This is a genomic window from Mumia zhuanghuii, assembly GCF_042681565.1.
Lineage (GTDB): Bacteria > Actinomycetota > Actinomycetes > Propionibacteriales > Nocardioidaceae > Mumia.
In genome coordinates this window covers 965,420-986,767 of sequence record NZ_JBHUFT010000008.1, presented here as the reverse complement: position 1 = coordinate 986,767, position 21,348 = coordinate 965,420, and the positions used below count along the sequence as shown (strand labels likewise).

Here is a 21,348-nt window from a genome sequence, read left to right as displayed (position 1 = left end):
CGCCGCGCTACCGTGCGGCGCTCGGACGAGAGGACATCTGTGAGCGCTCCCCCGCCGCCCGGCCCGTACGGGTACGGCACGCCGCCCCCACCTGGCGGGTACGGCGCCCCGCCCCCACCCCCGGGATGGCATCCTCCTCGCCCCACCTCGCAGAAGGCCGTCTGGGCGTTCGTGTGCAGCCTGATCGGCGTCGTCCTGTGCTGCTTCCCCGTCGGGATCGCCGGCATCGTCCTCGGCGCGCAAGCCAAACGCGAGATCGCCGAGTCGTACGGGCAGCTGGACGGCGCAGGCCTGGCGCAGGCGGGCTTCATCGTGGGAATCGTCGTCACCACGATCTCCGCGCTCTACCTGCTCTTCACGCTCGGGACCTTCTTCCTGCCGCTGGCCCTGCTGAGCGCCTGACGGGGGCTTTCTCTCCCCCACCGACCGCTACGGCACAATGGCGCACTCCGAGCCCTGACGAAGGAGCACCATGAGCTATCCCCCTCCGGGCGGCCCGACGCCCCCGGGCAACGAGCCCCCGAGCTACAACCCGCCCCCGGGCGGTGGGTACGGCGGACCTCCCCCGGGCTACAACCCGCCCCCGGGAGGTGACCCGTACGGCGTGCCGCCGCAGACCTCCAACAAGGCGATCTGGGCGCTCGTCACCGGCCTCCTCGGCCTGCTGTGCTGCGGTGTGATCGGCATCGCCGGCATCATCCTCGGCAACCAGGCGAAGGCAGAGATCGAGGCCTCGCAGGGTCGCCTCACCGGCACCGGCATGGCCAAGGCGGGGTTCATCCTCGGCATCGTCTCGATCGTGCTGACCGTCCTTGGCGTCCTCCTCTACGTCGGCCTCTTCGCGACCGGAGCGATCGACGCCGAGTCCGGCACGTACTGAGCCGTACCGGCACGGCGAGGCGCCACCCGCTGTCCGGGGTGGCGCCTCGTCACGTCTGCGGGCCGGTCGCTGCTGCTAGGACGCGAACCAGGCGCCCCACGGGGTGTTGCGCAGGAGCGTGAACACGAGTGCGACGCCGAGCACGGCGACCCCGACGCGCGACGTCAGGACGATCATCCGCGCCCGCGGGTCTCGCAACCGCCGAGGGAGCCACGCCACCCAGGCCACTACGAGCGCGACAGCGAGTGCCACCGCGAGGATGTTGCTCGACGCGGCTGTGGCGATGTCGAGGTCCGTCAGCGCGTGCGCGGCACGCAGTCCGCCGCACCCTGGGCAATCGAGCCCGGTGAGCAGCGCGAACGGGCAGTAGCCGTAGCTCCCGGAGACGTTCGGGTCACGGAAGTGCAGCAGCGCGGCCGCCGCGAGGCCGCCGCCCCCGACGAGCAGCGGCGTCCGCAACGCCTGCCACCGCGAGACGGGGCGGGCTGCGGTCGCGGTCGTGGTCACGCCTTCACGACGACGGACGACACGATCATGTCGTGCCACGTCTGCTTCTTGGCGTCCCACAACGGCCACAGTACGTCGAGGAAGCACGCGTTCGCGAGGACGGCGTACAGGACGTAGCGGAGCACGCCCTTGGCCGCGCCCTGCGGCTCCCCCGTGCGCATCTCGATCACCTTGATGCCGAGCAGCTGCTTGCCGAGGCTCTGACCGCCCTGCCCCTGACGGATACCTTGGTTCCAGATCTGGAAGACGAGGCCGATCAGCACGCCGAGCAGGATGAGACCGAGCCCGAGGGCGAACTGGCCGCCATTGGTGATCTCGCTCCTCGTCTCGTCGAGCGAGGTGTTCGTGGTCTCCGTCGCCCCTGCGAGGACGATCACGCCGACGATGACAGGCACCACGGTCAACAGCGAGGCGATCAGGCCGTCGATGAGGACGGCGGCGACGCGTGCCCACCAGCTCGCGTACGGCGACGGCGGCACGTACTCCGGGACCGGGGCGTAACCGCCGCCCCCGTACTGGCCGAACTGCGGCGGCTGTTGGCCGTACGGCCCCTGCGGCGGCGGCCCGTAGGGACCCTGCGGGGGCTGTTGGGGGTACGGAGGCTGGTCGGAGGACACGAGGACTCTCCCTTCGTCGCCGGTGTCGCAGACGTCGGCGTGCGGTCTAGGGGAGCAGTGTCCCGTAGATCAGTGCGCCTTGACGCCCAGACCCGCCGCGGACATCACCTTGGCGACGACTGCGGAGCCGAGGGTCAGGGCGACGCCGACCCAGAAGAGCACCCAGTTCGGCCCCATCAGCAGCGCCACTCCGCCGACCGTGAATCCGATCAGGCAGATGACGACCGCGGTCCAGGCTGCGGGGGAAGAACCATGCATCGTTCTCAAAACCTCTCTGGGGCGACTGGCGCTCGGGGATAGTGCCCAAGCCTAGACTGTCGGGTCCTCGCCACGGTCGAGTGCCTTCCACGGGTCGTCGTCGACGGTCTCGGCCCGCTGCTGGCCGACAGACTCGTAGCGGCTCCCCATCGACGGCCACGCGCGGCCCCAGCGCACGACCGCCGCACCCGCCGCCGCGCTGACCAGCAACGACACGAGACATGCCCACCGCCAGGCGGTCGTCGACGCCTCGTCGGCGAGGCGACTCTGCAGCGCGGCGTCTCCGGCCATCGCGGGCGACTCGGCCAGCGAGGTGACGAGCGCGTCGTGGACGGCGTCGCCGCCGAGCGCTACCGCGACCGCGGCCGCCAGCGAGGCGAGCGTCACGACGACGCCGACGGCCGTACGGACCCGGCCGCGCGACGCCAGCACCGCGACGATGCCGGCGAGTGCCACCAGGGCGAGCCCGCCGACGACCGGGAGCGCCTCGTTGCCGTTGACGCTCACCACGTCGCGCGCCAGGCCCTCGGTCTCGACGGTGACGCGCGACCACGGCTGCGAGGCCGTGAAGAACGCGGCAGCACCGCCCACGACGCCGAGAAGGACGGTCGAACCGTAGCCGCGAGCGCTCACGCCGGCGCCTCCAGGAGCACGTCGTCGTCGAAGCAGGTCGTGGCACCGGTATGGCACGCCGGACCGGTCTGCGAGACCGTGACCAGAAGGGTGTCGCCATCGCAGTCGAGGCGGACCTCGCGGACGTGCTGGACGTGGCCGGAGGTCGCGCCCTTCACCCAGTACTCGTGGCGGCTACGGCTCCAGAACGTCGAACGGCCCGTCGTCAGCGTCCGGCGGAGGGCCTCGTCGTCCATCCAGCCCACCATCAGCACCTGGTGCGTGTCGACCTCCTGGACGACGGCAGGCACGAGGCCGTGCTCGTCGCGCTTGAGCCGTGCGGCGATCGCGGGGTCGAGGCGAGCGGAGTCAGTCACGCGTCCCATTCTCCCAGGCCGTTCCAGGCTCGGCGTCGTCGATGCCCTCGCCGGAAGGCGCGGCCTCGATGCCGAGGTGGGCCTGCGCGACCCAGGAGGCGTGCAGCCGGGCGTAGACGCCGTCCTGCGCCACGAGCGCGGCGTGCGGCCCGTCCTCGACGAGGATGCCCGCGTCGAAGACCAGAACGCGGTCGGCGGCCTCGGCCGTGGAGAGCCGGTGGGCGACGACGACGGAGGTACGACCGGCGAGGAGCCGCTCCAGCGCCCGCGAGGCCCGCATCTCGGTCTGGGGGTCGACGGCGCTCGTGGCCTCGTCCAGGACCAGCAGGTCGGGGTCGGCGAGGTAGGCGCGTACGAGCGCGACGAGCTGCCGCTCCCCCGCCGACAGCGACTCGCCTCGCTGTCCGACCTCGGTGTCGAGCCCGTCGGGCAGCGACGCGAACCAGTCGTCGATGCCGAGCTCGGTGAAGGCGTGGCGCATCCGCTCTCGCGAGGCGTCGAGATCGCCGTAGCGCAGGTTCTCGGCGAGCGTCGCGTCGAACAGGAAGCCCTCCTGGGGCACCATCACGACACGTGAGCGCAGCGTGGCGAAGCCGATCGTCCGCAGGTCGACGTCGTCCAGCGTGACCGTGCCCGCCGTCGGGTCGGACAGGCGGGTCAGGAGCTTGGCGAAGGTGCTCTTGCCCGAGCCGGTCTCGCCGACGACGGCGACGCGCTGACGCGCCGGGATCGTGACGTCGACGTCGTGGAGCACGTCCGGCCCACCGGGATAGGCGAAGCGGACGTGGTCGAACCCGATCTCGAGCGCTCCAGCCGGCAGCGCGACACCCTCGCCGGGGTCGCGCACGTCAGCCGGGGTGTCGAGGATCTCGATCACCCGCCGCCACGAGGAGATCGCGTTCTGGGCCTCGGTGATCACCTGGGTCGCCGTCTGCACGGGGCCGACGAACAGCGACACGAGGAACGCGAACGCGATGACCCCGCCGAGCGTGAGGTCGCCGGCGACTCCGAGCATGACGCCGACGACGATCACGGCCGCGTTGGCCAGACCGCCCGCGACGCCCGCAGAGGCGAAGGTCCCCGCGACGAGACGCTGGGCGCGGATGTTGGCTCGCAGGTTGACGTCGATCGCCTCGTCGATCCGGCGCTGCGTGCGGCGCTCCACCCCGTACGCACGAACCACCGAGGCACCCACCACGGGCTCGGCGATGACCGCCAGCATCGTGCCGACGGTCGCGCGGGCATGGTCGTACGCCCGTGCCATCCGGCCCTGAAGCGCCACGAGCGTGACGACGAGCGGGACGAAGCAGATCCACACCACGATCGTCAGCTGCCAGCTGTAGAACGCCATGATGACGGTCGCGACCGCCACCTGACCGAGACTGGTGACGATCATGATCCCGTTGAACTGGAGGAACAGCGAGACCTGGTCGATGTCGGAGGTCACCCGCGACACGAGGGCGCCACGGCGCTCGCGGTCCTGGGTGAGCACGGAGAGGTCGTGGACGTGGCGGAACGCCTTGACGCGCAGGTCGGTCAGGCCGCGCTCGCTGGCGACGAACAGGCGGATCTTCATCGCCCACGCGCACACCGCGGTGAGCAGCACGATGCCGGCGGCCACCATGCTCCAGCGCACCACCAGGCCCTCGTCGGGTCCGCCTTCGACGGCGAGCCCACGGTCGATCGCGACCTGGACGACGACCGGGACGACGGCGCCGCCGACCGTGCTCAGCGCCGCGAGCAGCAAGGTCAGAGGGAGCCCCGTGGCGAGGGAAGGCGTCAGCGCGAAGCCACGACGGAGCACGCCGAGGCCACGCACGCGCGGGGTCTCGGCTCCGCCCACGGCGCTGCTGGTCGTGGTCACCCGGGTGCTCACGGTGCCTCCCGGGTCGTGTCGTACGCCTGGACGATGTCGGCGTACTCGGGCGAGCGCGCGACGAGCTCGGCGTGCGTCCCGCGGTCGACGACGCGGCCGCCCCGCAGGAACAGGACCTCGTCGGCGAGCGCGATGGTCGCCTTGCGGTACGCGACGACGAAGACCGTCGGCCCGCTGCCCGACGCCGTCGAGCGCGCCAGCGCAGACAGGATGCGCTGCTCGACGTCGGGGTCGAGCGCGCTCGTCGCGTCGTCGAGGAGGAGCAGCCGAGGGTCACGGACGAGCGCCCGCGCGAGCGCCAGGCGCTGCCGCTGGCCGCCGGACAGCGTCGTGCCCCGCTCCCCCAGCCGGGTGTCGACACTGTCGGGCAGCGCGTCGACGAACTCGGCCGCCTGGGTGAGGGCGAGCACCTCGCGGACCCGTGCGTCGTCGACGTCCGCGCCGAGCGTGATGTTGTCGCGGACGGTGTCGTCGAAGATGAACGTGTGCTGCGGCACGAGGGCGACGGCCTCGGCGAGCGCCTCGTGCGACAGGGAGGCGATGTCGGTGCCGTCGAGGAGGATCCGGCCGTCGTTCGGGTCGACCAACCGGTCGAGGAGCGAGGCGAGCGTGCTCTTGCCGGAGCCGGTGAGCCCCACGATCGCGGTCACGGTGCCCGGCTCGAGGGTGAGATCGAGGTTGTCGAGGACGGGGCGGCGCGCCTCGTACCCGTACGACACGTCCTTGACCTCCACCCGCAGCGGGCCGTCTCCGGCCAGCGCGGCTTGGCCGTACGGCATGTCACCGGTGGCGCGCAGCACGGCCTGGACTCGCTCCCAGCCGACGACCGTACGAGGCAGCTCGCCCAGCACCCAGCCGAACGCGCGGACAGGCCACCCGACGACCGTGAAGAGGTAGGCCACCTGGACGACCGCACCGGCCTCGATGTCGCCGGCGAGGACGCGCTCGACCCCGAGGACGACGACGAGGAGCACCCCGAGGTTGGGCAGCATCTCGATCACGGGATCGAAGATCGAGCGGATCCGCCCGGCCGCCACGTTCGCGTCGCGCAGCTCCTCGGCCGTGGCGGCGAAGCGTGCGGTCTCCTCCGCCTCACGGCCGAGGGTCTTGACGACGAGCGCGCCGTCGAACGACTCGTGAGCGACGGCGCTGACGTGCCCGCGCAGCTCCTGGGCTCGGGTGACGCGCGGCGAGAGCAGGCGCTGGTAGCCGACGTTGATCGCGAACAGCGCCGGGAACACCACCAGCCCGACCAACGTCAGGACCACGTCGGCGGTGAGCATCACGACGACCGCGGTGACCAGCATCGCGATCACGCCGACCGCCATCGGCAGGGGCATCATCACGCCCCAGGTCGCCTCGACGTCGGCGTTGGCGTTGGAGAGGAGCTGGCCGGTCGGGTGGCGCGAGTGCCACGACATCGGGAGCGCGAGGTAGCGGCGCGTGACGCGGCGCCGGTACGAGGCCATGAGCCGGTAGTAGACGATGCCGCCGATCAGCCGGCGCATGATCACGCCCCAGGCCCGCAGCAGCGCGACCGAGAGGAACAGCAGCGACGCGATCACCGCCGCGCCGGTGACGATCTCGCCGTCGCGGAACGACGGGGTCACGACGTGGTCGGTGGCCCACCCGAGGACCCACGCGTCGGCGACGGTCATCGCGCCGTAGACCAAGGAGCCGATGACGGCGAGGGTGAAGCGGCGCTTCTCCTCGGCGACGCCGACACCGATGATGCCGAAGCCGCGGCGGGTGACGCTGCGCGCCGGACGGACACCGCTGGTCGAGCGGCCCTCGCCGCTGGTCGAGCGGCCCTCTCCGCTGGTCGAGCGGCCCTCTCCGCTGGTCGAGCTCTGTCGAGACCTCACCGTACGACGTGCCCGGCGGCGCGCAGTGCGTCCTTGACCTGACCGATGGTGAGGACGCCGAAGTGGAAGACGCTCGCCGCGAGCAGCGCGTCAGCACCGGCGTCGACCGCCTCGCAGAAGTGCGCGGGTGTGCCTGCTCCCCCGCTGGCGATGAGCGGGACGTGGGTGACGGCGCGCGCGGCGCGGATCATCTCGAGGTCGAATCCGTCGCGCGTCCCGTCGGCGTCCATCGAGTTGAGCAGCACCTCGCCGATGCCGAGCTCCGTGGCCGTCCGGACCCAGGCGATCGCGTCACGCCCAGCCGACGTACGGCCGCCGTGGGTGGTGACCTCGAAGCCGGAGGGCTGGTCCGCGGCGCGGCGGGCGTCGACGGACAGGACGAGCACCTGGTTGCCGAAGCGCGCCGCGATCTCGGCGATGAGCTCGGGCCGCTGGAGGGCCGCCGTGTTGACGCCGATCTTGTCGGCGCCGGCGCGCAGGAGGCGGTCGACGTCGTCGACGGTACGGATGCCGCCGCCGACCGTGAGCGGGATGAACACCTCCTCGGCCGTCTGCGCGACGACGTCGAACGTGGTCGCGCGCGCGTCGGAAGAGGCGGTGATGTCGAGGAAGGTCAGCTCGTCGGCACCCTCGGCGTCGTACACACGTGCCATCTCGACGGGGTCCCCCGCGTCACGCAGGTCGACGAAGTTGACACCCTTGACGACGCGCCCGGCGTCGACGTCGAGGCACGGGATGACGCGGACGGCCAGGCTCACGAGGCTGCGCCCTCGGTGCTCTCGCCGATCTGCGCGACCGCCGCGAGGGCGTCGGGGAGCGTGAAGTTGCCGGCGTACAGAGCGGTGCCGATGATCGCGCCCTCGACGCCCTCGTCGACGAGGCCGGCGATCGCCCGCAGGTCGTCGAGCGTGGTCACGCCGCCCGAGGCGACCACAGGTCGGTCTGTCGCCGCGCACACGTCGCGGAGGAGCTGGAGGTTGGGGCCCTGGAGCATGCCGTCCTTGTTGACGTCCGTGACGACGTAGCGCGCACAGCCCTCGGCGTCGAGACGGGCCAGCACCTCGTACAGGTCACCGCCCTCGCGGGTCCAGCCGCGCGCGGCGAGCGTACGGCCGCGGACGTCGAGGCCGACCGCCACCCGGTCGCCGTACGTGGCGATCGCCTTGGCGCACCAGTCCGGGTTCTCGAGCGCGGCCGTGCCGATGTTGACGCGACGACAGCCCGTCGCCATCGCCCGGTCGAGCGAGGCGTCGTCGCGGATGCCGCCGGACATCTCGACCTTCATGTCGACGGCGGCCACGATCTGCGCGAGGAGCTCGGCGTTGGAGCCGCGCCCGAAGGCGGCGTCGAGGTCGACCAGATGCAGCCACTCCGAGCCGCCGTCCTGCCAGCGCAGCGCCGCCGAGACAGCGTCGCCGAACGTTTTCTCAGAGCCGGCCACCCCCTGGACGAGCTGGACGGCCTGTCCTTCAATGACGTCGACGGCGGGGAGGAGTTCGAGCGTGGTCACGTCCTCGATCGTACCCACGGCCTAGGACACGCCCGGCCCTGCCCGCACCTCGGACCCCGGGTCACTCCCGGGCGCCCCCGGGTCACTACGCCACGGACACCGGGTGCCGGACGACCGCCGAGAACAGGTAGCCGTTGTCGTTGTACGGCACGGTCTCGGGCTGCGTACGGCCGGCGCGGTCGGTGGCGCGGGCCAGCAGGACGTGTTGGCCGGAGGTCCGGGGACGCCATGGGTACGCCCACTGCGCCCACCCGCCGCCGTGCCCGCGCCGCGTCAGCTGCGCGTTGTCCCACGACTCTCCCCCGTCGGTGCTCACCTCGACGCGCGCGACGGGCGCGGCTCCCGACCATGCGCGGCCGGTGAGGACGGTACGGCGGCCCACGGGGAGGACGGCGTCACGAGCCAGCTCGAACGCCGACTTCACCGGCAGGACGGTCAAGGGGGGCGAGTCGACCGGGTAGTCACCGCCCGTCATCCGATACCACTTCGTGTTCCATGGCGACGTCAGCGCCGCCCGCGAGACCTCAAGCTCGCCTAGCCACTTGATGTTGGCGATCCCGACCCATCCCGGCAGCAGGAGCCGTACGGGGAAGCCGTGGTCGGGCAGCAGCGGGCGTCCGTTCATCGCGTAGACGAGCAGGGCGTCGTCGAGCGCCTTCGAGACAGGGAACGGGCGCCGGACACGGCCGTAGTCGACTCCCCCGCTCACGAACGGCGCATCGAGCCCGGCCGCCTGGACGTCCACGGCGTCAGGCCGCACTCCGAGCCGCCGCAGCACGGTCGCGAGCGGGACGCCGGTCCAGCGGACCGTGCCGACGGCGCCGAGCTGCCACGCAGTCCCGCTCGCGGGGGTGCCCTGCTGGCTCGCGAAGAAGCTGCGCCCGTTGCCCGTGCACTCCAGCAGGCTCGTGACCGTACGAGACGGCAGCCGCAGGAGGTCGTCGTACGAGAGGACGTGCGCGCGCTCGGGCGTCCGGGCATCAGCGAGGCCGTCACCGAAGATGCGCAGCGTGTATGACGCCGGATCGATCGTCGGCGTGGTCGTGTGGTTGCGGACGAACAATCGCTCGGTCGCCGTCAGGTAGCGGCGAGGATCGACAGAGTCCCATCGCATCTCGGCGTTGGTCCCGTAGGTGACGAACCACTCGGGCGGGAGCGGCTTGAGGATCGGGCCCGCCACCGCCGGCGTGAAGGGAGAGGTCAACGGCGACGGCGTTGCGGCGGCGGCACCGCTGCCCACCGTACGGGCGGCGACGAGCGCGGCGGCTGTCCCGCCGCCGAGCCGGAGAACGTCGCGGCGGGCGAGGGAGGGCGAAGGCGCAGGATCGGGCGACATGCCCGCGAGGCTAGGGACGCGAGGGCGCCCGGGGCAGGGTTTCGCGCACGCGGATCGGAAGCCACGGTGACCCGGCGCCGCCAGAAGGCGACCCGGCGTGCGCAGGCAGCGACCCGGCCCGGGCAGAGACAGACCCGCGGGCGTTAGGAGAGGGAGGTGACCCAGTTGCGCAGCAGCGCGGCGCCCGCGTCGCCGGACTTCTCCGGGTGGAACTGCGTCGCCGACAGCGGACCGTTCTCCACCGCCGCAACGAAGCGGTCGCCACCGTACGAGGTCCAGGTCACCCGCGCCGGCATCGCCGGGTTGGGCTCGTCGAGCTCCCAGCGGCGCACACCGTACGAGTGCACGAAGTAGAACCGCTCGTCCTCGACACCGTCGAAGAGCACCGAGCCTGCGGGGACCTCCACGGTGTTCCAGCCCATGTGCGGCACGATGTCGGCCTCGATCCGCTCGACCGTGCCCGGCCACTCGTCGCACCCCTCGGTCGTGACGCCGTGCTCGATGCCGGTGCCGAAGAGGATCTGCATGCCGACGCAGATGCCGATCACGGGCCGACCGCCCGCGAGCCTGCGCCCGATGAGGCGCTCACCACGGACCGCACGCAGACCCTGCATGCACGCCGCGTACGCGCCGACACCGGGGACGACGAGCCCGTCGGCCTCGAGCGCCGTATCGAAGTCCGACGTCAGCGTGACCTCCGCCCCGGCACGTTCGAACGCGCGCACGGCAGACCGCAGGTTGCCCGACCCGTAGTCGAGCACGACGACGTTCGGTGCCATCTAGAGCGCGCCCTTGGTGCTGGGCACCCCGGTCTCGCGGGGGTCACGCTCGACGGCCTGACGCAGCGCACGCGCCACCGCCTTGTACTGCGCCTCGGCGATGTGGTGCGGGTCGCGTCCCGCTACCAGGCGGACGTGCATCGTCAGCCCCGCGTGGTGCGCGAGCGACTCGAGGACGTGCTGCGTCAGCGAGCCGCTGTACTGGCCGCCGATCACGACCGTGACCTGCGACTCCGGCTCGCCGGTGTGCACGAAGTACGGGCGGCCCGAGACGTCGACGACCGCCTGCGCGAGCGCCTCGTCGAGCGGCACAAGCGCGTCGCCGTACCGGCGGATGCCCGCCTTGTCGCCCAGCGCGGCCTTGATCGCCTCGCCGATGCAGATGGCCGTGTCCTCGACGGTGTGGTGCGCGTCGATGTGGAGGTCGCCCTCGGAGCGCACCGTGAGGTCGATCAGCGAGTGCCGTGAGAGCGCCGTCAGCATGTGGTCGTAGAAGCCGACCCCGGTCGCGATGTCGTGCGCGCCGGTGCCGTCGAGGTCGACCTCGACGACGACGTGGGACTCCGACGTCTTGCGCTCGACACGGGCGCGACGGGGACCGGCGGTCTCGATCGTCGTGGTCATGCGTCCTCCTGGTCGGTACGTCCGTCGGTCGAGCCCGTCGAGACCCCGTCGGTCGCGACCACGCCGCTCAGCGCCTCGCGGAACGCCGCCATCTCCTCGGGCGCGCCGATGCTGACGCGAAGCCAGCCGTCGGGCCCGGTCTCGCGGATCAGCACCCCCCTGTCGAGAAGACCCTGCCACACGGCGTGCCGGTCGGCGAACGTCCCGAACAGCACGAAGTTGGCGTCGGAGTCGACGACGTCGTGCCCCCGCTCGCGCAGCCAGGCTGCCGTCTCGTCGCGAGTCGTCCGCAGGTCCGCGACGCGCGCGAGCATCTCGTCGGCATGCCGCAGCGCCGCGAGGGCGACGGTCTGCGTGACGGTCGAGAGGTGGTACGGAAGGCGCACGATGCGCAGCGCGTCGACGATCGCGGGATCGGCGGCGAGGTAGCCCAGCCTGCCTCCGGCGAACGCGAACGCCTTGCTCATCGTGCGCGTCACGACCAGTCGCGGGTAGTCGCCGAGCACCGACAGGGCGGTCGGCGTCCCCGGACGGCGGAACTCCGCATACGCCTCGTCGAGCACGACGATCCCCGGCGCGGCGTCGCACACCGCGCGCACCGCGTCGAGCGTCAGCGACTCGCCCGTCGGGTTGTTGGGCGAGGCGAGCAGCACCACGTCCGGCTGCTCCTCGGCGATCAGCGCGAGCGCGGCGTCGACGTCGAAGGTGAAGTCGTCGGCGCGGCGCCCGGCGAGCCAGCGCGTGTGCGTGTTGCGGGCGTATTCGGGATACATCGAGTACGTCGGCGTGAACGACGCCGCCGTGCGTCCGGGGCCGCCGAAGGCCTGCAGGATCTGCTGCATGATCTCGTTGGACCCGTTGGCGGCCCAGACCGAGCCCGCACGCAAGCCGTGCCCGAGGTAGCCGGCGAGCGCCTCGCGCAGCGCCCACGCCTCGCGGTCGGGATAGCGGTTGAGCTCGGTCGCGGCCACGCGCAGCGACTCCGCGATGTCGTCGGCGGTCGCCTTGGACGGGCCGTACGGGTTCTCGTTGACGTTCAGCTGCACCGGCACGTCGAGCTGCGGCGCGCCGTACGGCTCGTACGGGCGCAGGTCGTCACGGATCGGCACCCAGTCGGGGAGGGTCACGACGCGCTCCCCTCAGGGGCGTCGAGGCGCACCGTCACGGCCTCGCCGTGCGACGGGAGGTCCTCGGCCTGAGCGAGCACCACGACCTTGGGACCGATGTCGCGCAGCGCGCCCTCGTCGTACGAGACGACCTGCATGCTCTTGCAGAACGACCGGACCGACAGGCCCGACGAGTGGCAGGCGCACCCGGCGGTGGGAAGCACGTGGTTCGAGCCAGCGGCGTAGTCGCCCAGCGAGACCGGCGACCAGCTCCCGACGAAGACCGCGCCCGCGTTCTCCACGCGCGACGCCACCGCGGCGGCGTCGGCCGTCTGGATCTCGAGGTGCTCCGCGGCATAGGCGTTGACGACGTCGAGGCCCTGCGCGACGTCGCGGACCAGCACGGTCGCGGACTGCGGCGAGGTGAGCGCGGTCTCGATGCGCTCCGCGTGCTTGGCAGCCGGCACCTGGCGCGCGAGCTCCGCGTCGACGGCGTCGGCGAGCGCGACGCTCGGCGTGACCAGCACCGCGGCCGCGAGCGGGTCGTGCTCGGCCTGGCTGATGAGGTCTGCTGCGACGAACGACGGCACTGCGGTGTCGTCGGCGAGGATCGCGATCTCGGTCGGACCGGCCTCGGAGTCGATGCCGGTGACGCTCTGCACCAGTCGCTTGGCGGCGACCACGTAGATGTTGCCCGGTCCCGTCACCAGGTCGACCGGCTCGCACGGAGCAGCCCCGTACGCGAACATCGCGATCGCCTGCGCACCGCCGACCGCGTACACCTCCTCCACGCCGAGCAGCGCGCACGCCGCGAGGACGGTCGGGTGCGGGGCGCCCCCGAACTCCTGCTGCGGCGGCGTCGCGAGCGCCAGCGAGGACACACCCGCCACCTGGGCGGGGACGACGTTCATGAGGACGCTGGAGACGAGCGGGGCGAGACCGCCCGGCACGTAGAGACCGACACGCCCGACCGGGACGATCCGGCGCTCCACCCGCGCCCCGGGCGCGACCGCGGTGACCACGTCGTGCTCGAGCTCGGCCTCGCACGTCGTACGCAGCCGGACGATCGACTCCTCCAATGCCTCGCGCACGTCCGGCGCGAGCGTCTCGAGGGCCATCCGGATGTCGGCCGGGTCGACGGCGAGGGTCTCGCGGCGCACGTGGTCGAACCGCTCCGTCGCGTCCAGGACCGCCTCGACGCCCCGGTGTCGCACGTCCTCGACGATGGGCCGGACGACCGCGACGGCCGCCTCGACGTCGAACGGCGCGCGCGGGAGCACCGCACGGTATTGCGCGGCGGTCGTCCCGGCAGGAGTGTCCCGCAGGTCGGTGCGACGGATCATGGGTCAAGTCTACGGAGGCCGGATGGGCGACACCCACCGCCGCATGGCGAACATGCCGATCCTGACTCCCTCGCGTGGTTAGGCTGGCGACGTGGCCCGCTCGATCCCGCTGTTCCCGCTCGGGAGCGTCGTCCTCCCCGGACAGACGCTGTCGCTGCACGTCTTCGAGGACCGCTACCGCGAGCTCGTCGCCTACCTCCTGACCCTCCCCGAGGCCGAGCGCCGGTTCGGCATCGTCTCGATCCGCGAGGGGTACGAGGTCGGCGAGAGCGGCGTCCAGTCGATCCACCGGGTCGGCGTCGAGGTCGCCCTCACCGACGTGACCGGCTACGACGACGGCCGGTACGACCTCACGGTGGACGCGATCGGGCGGATCCGCCTCGACGCGGGCGTGACCGGCGAGAGCTTCATGTGGGGGCACGTCGAGGATCTGGACGAGCCGGTCGGGGAGGACGTCACCGTCGCCGCCGACCGTGCGCACGCCGTGTTCGACGCCTACCGGATCGAGCTCAACCGCTTCCGGCTGGACGCCCAGGTCGAGGAGCTGCCGGGCGACCCGGTCGACCTGTCATACCTGCTCGCCTCCAGCGCCGTCCTCACACTGCCCGACCGGCAGGAGCTGCTGGAGGCCGACGACGCCGCCGAACGGCTGCGCTACTACCACCACCTGATGGTGACCGAGATTGCCGCGATGCGTGCCGTCCCCAGCCTCCCCGCCGTCGACGTCGCACGGACGTCCTGGTCCCCCAACTGACCCCGTGGCCAAAAGCATTCCGCAGGCACGCCGGCGACCAGTGTGCTCGAGAAGGCGGGAGTCGCCTGGACGGCGCACCCGTACGACCACGACCCGCGCGCCGTCTCGTACGGGCTCGAGGCCGCCGAGGCGCTCGGCGTGCCCGCCGCTCAGGTGTTCAAGACCCTCCTCGCCGACTGCGACGGGACGCTCGTTGTCGGTGTCATCCCCGTCGACGCCCAGCTGGACCTGAAGGCGCTCGCGAAGGTGGTCGGCGCCAAGAAGGCCTCGATGGCCGATCCCGCGCTCGCCGAGCGGGTGACCGGCTACGTCGTCGGCGGGATCGCGCCGCTCGGTCAGAAGCGTGCCCTGCGCACGGTCGTGGACGCCAGCGCCGAGGAGTGGGATCTCGTGTACGTCTCCGGTGGCAGGCGCGGGTACGACATCGGCCTCGCCCCAGCCGACCTCGTCGCGCTCACCCGCGCCACGCTCGCCCCGGTCGCGCGGCGCTGAGCGGCCCGCCCGCAATCGCGCGGCGCGGCCGTCCGCGCGTTGCTAGAGTCCGCGCGTGCCGGTTCGGTCTGAGGAGGGCGCCGCGATCCGTCGGCCAGGCCGATGGGTGCTCGAGCGTGCCGACGGGATCGGCGGGTTCACGACAGGTCTGCGCTGGGAACGCCACGACGGGACGTCCGCACAGTGGGAGTCTCGTACGGCGCGCCGCCGCGGACGCATCCAGGTGCACGGCGCGGAGGGCGGCACCTCGGCGGTCGAGGCCGAGCCCACGACCGTACGGCGCCTGCGACGACTCAACGTGGTCGCGGCCGTGTCGTTCGTGCTCGGCGGGTCGCTCTTCGCCCTCGGGGCCTACCTCGCGCAGGCGGGGATCGGCGCGGCGCGGACGGTGGACGACGTCTATCTCGTGGGAGGCGTCTTCTTCAGCCTCGGCGGGTACGTCTCGGTCCTGCAGGCGACGAACGCACCGACCGAGATCGACGAGCACGGCACCCTGCGGTCGGCGCGGTGGCGCTGGTGGAGGTCCCGGCCGCACGACCTCGGGTGGGCGAGTGCCGTGGTCCTCTTCGCCGGGACGCTGGCCTTCGGCGTCTCGCTGGTCGCCGCGTTCGCCGAAGACCTGACCGTACGACAGACCAACACGTGGATGTGGCTCCCGGACATGGCCGGCTGCGTGTGCTTCCTGGCGTCCGGCCACCTCGCCCAGCTGGAGATCGGGCACGGCCACGTGCGAGTGAGGAGCGCCGAGCTTGGCTGGTGGGTGGTCGCCGTCAACCAGGTCGGGTCGATCCTGTTCTTCTTCGCCGGCCTCGCCGCGTACACCCGTCCGGCGACCGAGGCCGTGCTCTACCTCGGCCTGGTCAACTGGGGGACGTTCGCCGGCGCGGCGGGCTTCGTGATCGGCGGGTTCCTGCAGATCTTCGAGAGGCCCGTCGCGCCGTCGGACAGGTGAGCCGGCGCCGTCAGCCGGGCTCGACGACCCCTGACGGCTTCGCCGGGTCCCACCGCAGGAGAGCGCCGACACCGTCGGTGAGGATCTCGTCGTCGTGGTAGACGATCGTGATCCCCGCATCCTGGACCGCAGCGGCGGTCCCGAGCGCCAGGTCCGCCCGCCGTGCCCGTGCGTCGCCGGACGACAGCTGTCTGATCTCGTCGCGGTGCATCGACAGCTCGAGCGGCTTGTCGCCGACCCAGACCTTGGAGTCGGCGAGCGTGCTCACCGGGCCCGCGGCCTCGTCGGAGATCAGCAGCTCCTCGACCTGGGCCTTGCGCAGGGCATCGAGCACACGGTTGATGCCGGTGACGGCCATCGCGTTGCGGCCCAGCTCCTGGCGGAACCGGTCGATCACCACCGACCGCCTGCGGACACGGAACTCCTCCAGCGCCTCGTCGATGCGCGTCTCGAAGGCACCGTTGACGCCGTTGTGACGGGCACCTCCCTGGACGTGCTCGGTCATCTCGCGTGCCGCGGCGCCCAGCGCGCCCTGCACCAGCGCCACCGCGCGTACGTCACCGGTCACGACGACCAGGTCGGGACGACGCTCGAGGACGATCCGGTCGAGATCTGCCGCGACCGTCTCGGCGTTGCGGTCCCAGGAGTCCTCGACCCTGCTCTCGATGCGCTTGTGCGACAGCCCGCCGCCCCGGATCTTGTTGAGCACGTCGTGCTCACCGTCGACGCTCTCGCGGTGAGGCTCGCCACCGACCGCGCCGGACGTCGAGTCGTACAGCGTGATGTCGGCACCCGTACGGTCGATCTCCGCGAGCAGATAGCGGACCGTGTCGTCAGCCTCGCGGGCCAGCGCGAACACGTCCGGGCCGATCGAGAGCACCGCCTCGTCCTTGCGAGGCGGGAACAGCAGCAGGCGATCCATGAGGATGCCGCTCTCCCCCGCGACGATCAGCCGCCCGTGCGGGCCCGAGGCCCGTGTCGGCTGCAGCGCCTGTTCCTCGAGGACGGCGGCCATCTCCTTGGTGATGCCCTGGCGGTCCAGGGACCGGCGAAGCTCCGACCATCGCGCGGCGACCGTTCTGTCTCCGCTCTCGGTGTCCCTGCTGGCATCCATCACCACCGTCGCCAGCATCTCGTCGGAAGGAAGCTGCTCGGTCAGCCACTGAAAGTGCATCCGCGCCCCTCTCTGCGTGGGTTCCCGGGACCTGCCGAGGCGACGCCGCGAGGCGGCCGCCGTCGTACGAGGTCACCGGCCTGCCTCCACCCTGCCCCAGGCAGGCGAAGCCGACAACCGCGATAGGCAGGCCGACGCATAGGCGCAGAGGGCCGGGGCGGTCAGACGGGCTCGGCGACGTGGATCTCCTCGACCGGCTCACGCAGGAGCATCAGCCAGGAGATCAGAAGGAGCGCCAACAGTGCGGCAACAGGCCAGACGAACAGAATCCCGTAGGCGTCGATCCCGAGCCGCGCGGGGACCTCGGCGCCGGCCGGCCGTGAGCCGACCTCTGGTGTGGGCGGCCCGAGCAGGACCCCGACACCCCACGCCACCAACGCGGCGACCGCGGCGCCGATCGCCGTACGGGCGACGACCCCGACCCCGCCCTCGCGCCCCCAGCGCCAGGTCGCGAACGCCGACCACACCGCCGCAGCGACCGCGCTGACCCACGCGTACGTGAGGAGGACACCGAAGGCCGCCGAGGCGGCGACCTCGTCGGCACTGAGTCCGGACCGGTCGTCGACCCGGACGACGGTGTACTGGAGGGGGTCGGCGAGCAATGCCCAGGCGACACCCGCCACAGCGCCGGCGACGAGGAAGCCGGCGATGGTCGCGACCGTCCCCCGAGTCGCGGAGCCCTCGGTCCTCACGAGGCGAGACACCCTGGTCCGAGCAGGGCCTTGAGGTCGGCGATCAGCGACGACGACGGGCTCACCCGCAGCCGTGCGTCGAGCCGCATGAGCTTGGTGCTCCTGGTGCCGACCAGACGCAGATGCACCTCGGTCGCGCCGGGGTGGCTCGAGAGCACGTCGCGCAGCTGGTCGAGGGTCGGCGGGGTGCAACGCGCTGTCGGCAGCGTGAGCACGACCGGGCCGTCGTGACCGACGCTGAGGTCGGCCGCGGTCAGCTCGGTCGCCGAGAGCTCCGGAGTGTCTTCCTTGCGCTTGAGCCGCCCCTTGACGACCACGACGGCGTCCTCGACGAGCAGGTGGCCCGACAGCGTGTAGACCGACGGGAACAGCATCACGTTGACCGCGCCCTCGAGGTCCTCGACGGTCACGATCGCCCAGGGGTCGCCCTTTTTGGTGAGTTTGCGCTGGATCGAGGTCACGAGGCCGGCGACGGTCATCTGCGCACCGTCGGGGCGCTCTTCGTCGGCGATCAGGTCACCGATCGTGCAGTCGCTGGCGGCGCGCAGGACGTGCTCGAGCCCGAACAGCGGGTGGTCGGAGACGTACAGGCCGAGCATCTCCCGCTCGTGGGCGAGGAGCGTCGTCTTGTCCCACTCGTCGAGGTCGGGGACGACGACCGACGTCCCTGCGAACCCGGCGTCGCTGTCGTCCAGACCGGCGAACAGCGAGTCCTGGCCGATCGCCTCGTTGCGCTTGAGGTCGATGTACTGGTCGACGGCGTCCTCATGGATCGTCACCAGCGCGCGGCGGTAGTGCTTGAGCGAGTCGAACGCGCCGGACTTGATCAGCGACTCGATCACCCGCTTGTTGCAGACGACCGGAGGCACCTTGTCCATGAAGTCGGAGAAGTCGGTGAAGGCGCCCTTCTCGGTCCGTGCCTCGGCGATCGCGTCGACGACGTTGTGGCCGACGTTGCGGACCGCCGACAGGCCGAAGCGGATGTCGGGCCCCACGGCGGTGAAGTTGGCCTCGGAGTCGTTGACGTCCGGCGGGAGCACCTTGATGCCCATGCGACGGCACTCGTTGAGATAGATCGCCGACTTGTCCTTGTCGCCGCGCACGCTGGTGAGGAGCGCGGCCATGTACTCGGCGGGGAAGTGCGCCTTGAGGTACGCGGTCCAGAAGGAGACCACACCGTACGCGGCCGAGTGCGCCTTGTTGAACGCGTAGTCGGAGAACGGCAGCAGGATGTCCCACAGCGTCTTGATCGATGCTTTCGAGAACCCGCGCTCCACCATGCCGGCCGAGAAGTTCGCGAACTGCTTGTCCAGCTCAGACTTCTTCTTCTTGCCCATCGCGCGGCGGAGCAGGTCGGCCTGTCCGAGCGAGTAGCCCGCGAGCTGCTGGGCGATCGCCATGACTTGCTCTTGATAGACGATCAGGCCGTACGTCTCGCCGAGGATGTCCTCGAGGGCCTCAGCGAGGTCGGGGTGGATCGGCTCGACGTTCTCGCGGCCGTTCTTGCGGCGGGCGTACTTGTTATGGGAGTCGGCGCCCATCGGGCCCGGTCGATAGAGCGCGCCGACGGCCGAGATGTCCTCGAAGCTGTCGGGGCGCATGCTGCGCAGCAGGGCCCGCATCGGACCGCCGTCGAGCTGGAAGACGCCGAGCGTGTCACCGCGCGACAGCAGCGCGAACGTCTCGTCATCGCGCAGCGGGAGGTCTTCGAGGACGACTTCCTCGCCCCGGTTGTTGCGGATGTTGTCGAGCGCATCATCGAGGACGGTGAGGTTGCGCAACCCCAGGAAGTCCATCTTGATCAGCCCGAGCGACTCGCAGGTCGGGTAGTCGAACTGGGTGATGATCGCGCCGTCCTGCTCGCGCTTCATCACGGGGATGATGTCGAGCAGCGGCTCGCTCGACATGATCACGCCGGCGGCGTGGACGCCCCATTGGCGCTTGAGGCCCTCGAGGCCGACGGCGGTGTCGACGACCTTCTTGGCGTCGGGGTCGGTGTCGTACAGCGACCGGAACTCGCCGCCCTCGTTGTAGCGAGGGTGCTCGGCATTGAAGATGTCCTTGAGCGGGACGTCCTTGCCCATCACCAGCGGCGGCATCGCCTTGGTGATCCGCTCCCCCATCGAGAACGGGTAGCCGAGCACGCGGGAGGCGTCCTTGACGGCCTGCTTGGACTTGATCGTGCCGTACGTAACGATCTGCGATACCCGGTCGTCGCCGTACTTCTCGGTGACGTATCGGATGACCTCGCCACGACGACGCTCGTCGAAGTCGACGTCGAAGTCCGGCATCGAGACGCGGTCGGGGTTGAGGAACCGCTCGAAGATCAGGCCGTGGACGATCGGGTCCAGGTCGGTGATGCGCATCGCGTACGCGACCATCGAGCCGGCGCCGGAGCCACGGCCCGGACCGACGCGGATGCCGTGCTCCTTGGCCCAGTTGATGAAGTCGGCGACGACGAGGAAGTAGCCGGCGAACCCCATCTTGAGGATGACGTCCACCTCGAAGTCGGCGCGCTTGCGCACGTCCTCGGTGATGCCGTCGGGATAACGCACGGCGAGGCCCCGGTCGACCTCCTTGAGGAGCCACGTCTCCTCCGACTCGCCCTCGGGGACCGGGAACCGGGGCATGAACGTGCCGTTGCCCTCGGTGAACTCGACCTCGCAGCGCTCGGCGATCAGGAGGGTCGACTCGCACGCCTCGGGTAGACCCGCATCGCGCTCCCACAGCTGGCGCATCTCCTGCGGGGACTTGATGTAGTAGCCGTTGCCGTCGAACTTGAACCGCGTCGGATCGGCGAGCGTCTTGCCGGACTGCACGCACAGCAGCGCCTCGTGCGCGGTGGAGTCGGCGGGGTGCGTGTAGTGCGAGTCGTTGGTCGCCACGAGGCGCAGGTCGAGGTCCTTGGCGAGCCTCAGCAGGTCGTCGCGCACGCGGGTCTCGATCGAGAGCCCGTGGTCCATCAGCTCCACGAAGAAGTTCTCGCGGCCGAAGATGTCCATGAACTCGGCTGCTGACTGACGCGCCTTGGCGTAGTTGCCGATGCGCAGCCAGGTCTGCACCTCGCCCGAAGGGCACCCGGTCGTCGCGATGAGGCCGTTGGCGTACTCGGACAGCAGCTCACGGTCGGCACGGGGCTTGTAGAAGAACCCCTCGAGCGACGAGCGGGACGACAGCCGGAACAGGTTGTGCATGCCGGCGGTGCTCTGGGCGAGCAGCGTCATATGGGTGAACGCACCCCCGCCGGAGACGTCGTCACCGCCGCCCTTGTTCCACTGGACGCGCTTGCGCTCCGTACGGTGCGTGTCGGGCGTGAGGTAGGCCTCCATGCCGATGATCGGCTTGACCCCGGCCGCCTTGGCCTTCTTGTAGAAGTCGTACGCGCCGAACACGTTGCCGTGGTCGGTCATCGCGATCGCGTCCATGCCCAGCTCGGCCGTCCGCGCGAACATGTCGGTCAGCCTCGCCGCGCCGTCGAGCATGGAGTACTCGGTGTGGACGTGCAGATGCACGAACGAGTCGGCGCTCGACATGGGGGTGGGGCCTCCTCAGGCACATGTTCGGGCGGGGAAGAGAAGTTCAGATTAGACGACC

The 21,348-nt window shown here is 71.1% G+C and carries 21 protein-coding genes and 1 pseudogene; 5 read left to right on the top strand and 17 right to left on the bottom strand.

The window, feature by feature from the left end:
- Positions 1-39 precede the first annotated feature (39 nt).
- A complete protein-coding gene (locus ACFSDF_RS13185) occupies positions 40-402 on the top strand; it encodes a DUF4190 domain-containing protein (RefSeq protein WP_182397158.1) in 363 nt (120 codons plus the stop codon).
- Between the two features lie 70 nt (positions 403-472).
- Entirely contained in the window at positions 473-880 is a 408-nt protein-coding gene (locus tag ACFSDF_RS13180) for a DUF4190 domain-containing protein (RefSeq protein ID WP_167008492.1), read from the top strand.
- Positions 881-955: 75 nt separating this feature from the next.
- On the opposite strand, the gene ACFSDF_RS13175 is transcribed toward ACFSDF_RS13180, so the two are convergent.
- From ACFSDF_RS13175 to hisD, 14 genes are all read right to left on the bottom strand, one after another.
- The gene (locus tag ACFSDF_RS13175) at positions 956-1,387 is read right to left on the bottom strand and encodes a DUF2752 domain-containing protein (RefSeq protein ID WP_167008489.1); all 432 of its coding nucleotides are present in this window, start codon (positions 1,385-1,387) and stop codon (positions 956-958) included.
- Complete coding sequence (locus ACFSDF_RS13170; RefSeq protein WP_167008486.1) at positions 1,384-2,004, bottom strand: RDD family protein; 621 nt, start codon at positions 2,002-2,004, stop codon at positions 1,384-1,386. The genes ACFSDF_RS13175 and ACFSDF_RS13170 overlap by 4 nt, the downstream gene beginning before the upstream one ends.
- A gap of 69 nt (positions 2,005-2,073) precedes the next feature.
- The gene (locus tag ACFSDF_RS13165; RefSeq protein WP_243843121.1) at positions 2,074-2,262 is read right to left on the bottom strand and encodes an HGxxPAAW family protein; all 189 of its coding nucleotides are present in this window, start codon (positions 2,260-2,262) and stop codon (positions 2,074-2,076) included.
- Between the two features lie 51 nt (positions 2,263-2,313).
- Positions 2,314-2,895 (bottom strand): Trp biosynthesis-associated membrane protein, encoded by a 582-nt coding sequence (locus tag ACFSDF_RS13160; RefSeq protein WP_167251881.1) that lies wholly within the window; start codon positions 2,893-2,895, stop codon positions 2,314-2,316.
- Positions 2,892-3,251: a phosphoribosyl-AMP cyclohydrolase gene (gene hisI / locus ACFSDF_RS13155; protein ID WP_370465459.1), complete on the bottom strand. Its 360-nt coding sequence runs from the start codon at positions 3,249-3,251 to the stop codon at positions 2,892-2,894. Before hisI ends, ACFSDF_RS13160 begins: the two co-directional genes overlap by 4 nt.
- Positions 3,244-5,127, bottom strand: coding sequence for an ABC transporter ATP-binding protein (locus ACFSDF_RS13150; protein ID WP_167008475.1), 1,884 nt, complete (start codon positions 5,125-5,127; stop codon positions 3,244-3,246). Before ACFSDF_RS13150 ends, hisI begins: the two co-directional genes overlap by 8 nt.
- A complete protein-coding gene (locus ACFSDF_RS13145) occupies positions 5,124-6,992 on the bottom strand; it encodes an ABC transporter ATP-binding protein (protein ID WP_167251882.1) in 1,869 nt (622 codons plus the stop codon). Before ACFSDF_RS13145 ends, ACFSDF_RS13150 begins: the two co-directional genes overlap by 4 nt.
- Entirely contained in the window at positions 6,989-7,750 is a 762-nt protein-coding gene (hisF, locus tag ACFSDF_RS13140) for an imidazole glycerol phosphate synthase subunit HisF (protein WP_377157807.1), read from the bottom strand. Before hisF ends, ACFSDF_RS13145 begins: the two co-directional genes overlap by 4 nt.
- Positions 7,747-8,502, bottom strand: a complete 756-nt coding sequence (gene priA, locus ACFSDF_RS13135) for a bifunctional 1-(5-phosphoribosyl)-5-((5-phosphoribosylamino)methylideneamino)imidazole-4-carboxamide isomerase/phosphoribosylanthranilate isomerase PriA (protein WP_377157805.1) — start codon at positions 8,500-8,502, stop codon at positions 7,747-7,749. The genes hisF and priA overlap by 4 nt, the downstream gene beginning before the upstream one ends.
- 85 nt (positions 8,503-8,587) lie before the next feature.
- Entirely contained in the window at positions 8,588-9,838 is a 1,251-nt protein-coding gene (locus ACFSDF_RS13130; protein WP_377157803.1) for a sulfite oxidase, read from the bottom strand.
- A 143-nt stretch (positions 9,839-9,981) separates the two neighbouring features.
- Positions 9,982-10,617 carry an imidazole glycerol phosphate synthase subunit HisH gene (gene hisH / locus ACFSDF_RS13125; protein ID WP_167008460.1) on the bottom strand — a complete coding sequence of 212 codons (636 nt, stop codon included), beginning with the start codon at positions 10,615-10,617 and terminating at the stop codon, positions 9,982-9,984.
- The gene (gene hisB, locus ACFSDF_RS13120) at positions 10,618-11,241 is read right to left on the bottom strand and encodes an imidazoleglycerol-phosphate dehydratase HisB (RefSeq protein ID WP_167251884.1); all 624 of its coding nucleotides are present in this window, start codon (positions 11,239-11,241) and stop codon (positions 10,618-10,620) included.
- Complete coding sequence (locus tag ACFSDF_RS13115; RefSeq protein WP_377157800.1) at positions 11,238-12,368, bottom strand: histidinol-phosphate transaminase; 1,131 nt, start codon at positions 12,366-12,368, stop codon at positions 11,238-11,240. The genes hisB and ACFSDF_RS13115 overlap by 4 nt, the downstream gene beginning before the upstream one ends.
- Entirely contained in the window at positions 12,365-13,690 is a 1,326-nt protein-coding gene (hisD, locus tag ACFSDF_RS13110) for a histidinol dehydrogenase (RefSeq protein ID WP_377157798.1), read from the bottom strand. The genes ACFSDF_RS13115 and hisD overlap by 4 nt, the downstream gene beginning before the upstream one ends.
- 91 nt (positions 13,691-13,781) lie before the next feature.
- Here hisD and ACFSDF_RS13105 point away from each other — a divergent pair, with 91 nt between their 5' ends.
- The 3 genes and pseudogenes from ACFSDF_RS13105 (at position 13,782) to ACFSDF_RS13095 (ending at position 15,888) form a co-directional block, all read left to right on the top strand.
- Entirely contained in the window at positions 13,782-14,444 is a 663-nt protein-coding gene (locus tag ACFSDF_RS13105; protein WP_167008449.1) for an LON peptidase substrate-binding domain-containing protein, read from the top strand.
- A gap of 24 nt (positions 14,445-14,468) precedes the next feature.
- A pseudogene (ybaK, locus tag ACFSDF_RS13100) lies at positions 14,469-14,936 on the top strand (Cys-tRNA(Pro) deacylase); the annotation flags it as partial.
- 55 nt (positions 14,937-14,991) lie between these two features.
- Entirely contained in the window at positions 14,992-15,888 is an 897-nt protein-coding gene (locus ACFSDF_RS13095) for a hypothetical protein (RefSeq protein WP_377157796.1), read from the top strand.
- Between the two features lie 10 nt (positions 15,889-15,898).
- Here ACFSDF_RS13095 and ACFSDF_RS13090 read toward each other — a convergent pair whose 3' ends face one another.
- The 3 genes from ACFSDF_RS13090 to dnaE all read right to left on the bottom strand — a co-directional run bounded on the left by ACFSDF_RS13090 (position 15,899) and on the right by dnaE (position 21,287).
- Positions 15,899-17,062: a baeRF2 domain-containing protein gene (locus ACFSDF_RS13090; RefSeq protein WP_377157794.1), complete on the bottom strand. Its 1,164-nt coding sequence runs from the start codon at positions 17,060-17,062 to the stop codon at positions 15,899-15,901.
- Positions 17,063-17,223: 161 nt separating this feature from the next.
- Positions 17,224-17,754, bottom strand: coding sequence for a hypothetical protein (locus tag ACFSDF_RS13085; RefSeq protein ID WP_377157792.1), 531 nt, complete (start codon positions 17,752-17,754; stop codon positions 17,224-17,226).
- The gene (dnaE, locus tag ACFSDF_RS13080; protein WP_377157790.1) at positions 17,751-21,287 is read right to left on the bottom strand and encodes a DNA polymerase III subunit alpha; all 3,537 of its coding nucleotides are present in this window, start codon (positions 21,285-21,287) and stop codon (positions 17,751-17,753) included. The genes ACFSDF_RS13085 and dnaE overlap by 4 nt, the downstream gene beginning before the upstream one ends.
- Positions 21,288-21,348: the final 61 nt, after the last annotated feature.

Coding starts and splice junctions, on each gene's coding strand:
- hisH (WP_167008460.1), bottom strand. CDS start 10,617: ATGGCACCGAACGTCGTCGTGCTCGACTACGGGTCGGGCAACCTGCGG.
- dnaE (WP_377157790.1), bottom strand. CDS start 21,287: ATGTCGAGCGCCGACTCGTTCGTGCATCTGCACGTCCACACCGAGTAC.
- hisB (WP_167251884.1), bottom strand. CDS start 11,241: ATGACCACGACGATCGAGACCGCCGGTCCCCGTCGCGCCCGTGTCGAG.
- ACFSDF_RS13090 (WP_377157794.1), bottom strand. CDS start 17,062: ATGCACTTTCAGTGGCTGACCGAGCAGCTTCCTTCCGACGAGATGCTG.
- ACFSDF_RS13180 (WP_167008492.1), top strand. CDS start 473: ATGAGCTATCCCCCTCCGGGCGGCCCGACGCCCCCGGGCAACGAGCCC.
- ACFSDF_RS13165 (WP_243843121.1), bottom strand. CDS start 2,262: ATGCATGGTTCTTCCCCCGCAGCCTGGACCGCGGTCGTCATCTGCCTG.
- hisD (WP_377157798.1), bottom strand. CDS start 13,690: ATGATCCGTCGCACCGACCTGCGGGACACTCCTGCCGGGACGACCGCC.
- ACFSDF_RS13130 (WP_377157803.1), bottom strand. CDS start 9,838: ATGTCGCCCGATCCTGCGCCTTCGCCCTCCCTCGCCCGCCGCGACGTT.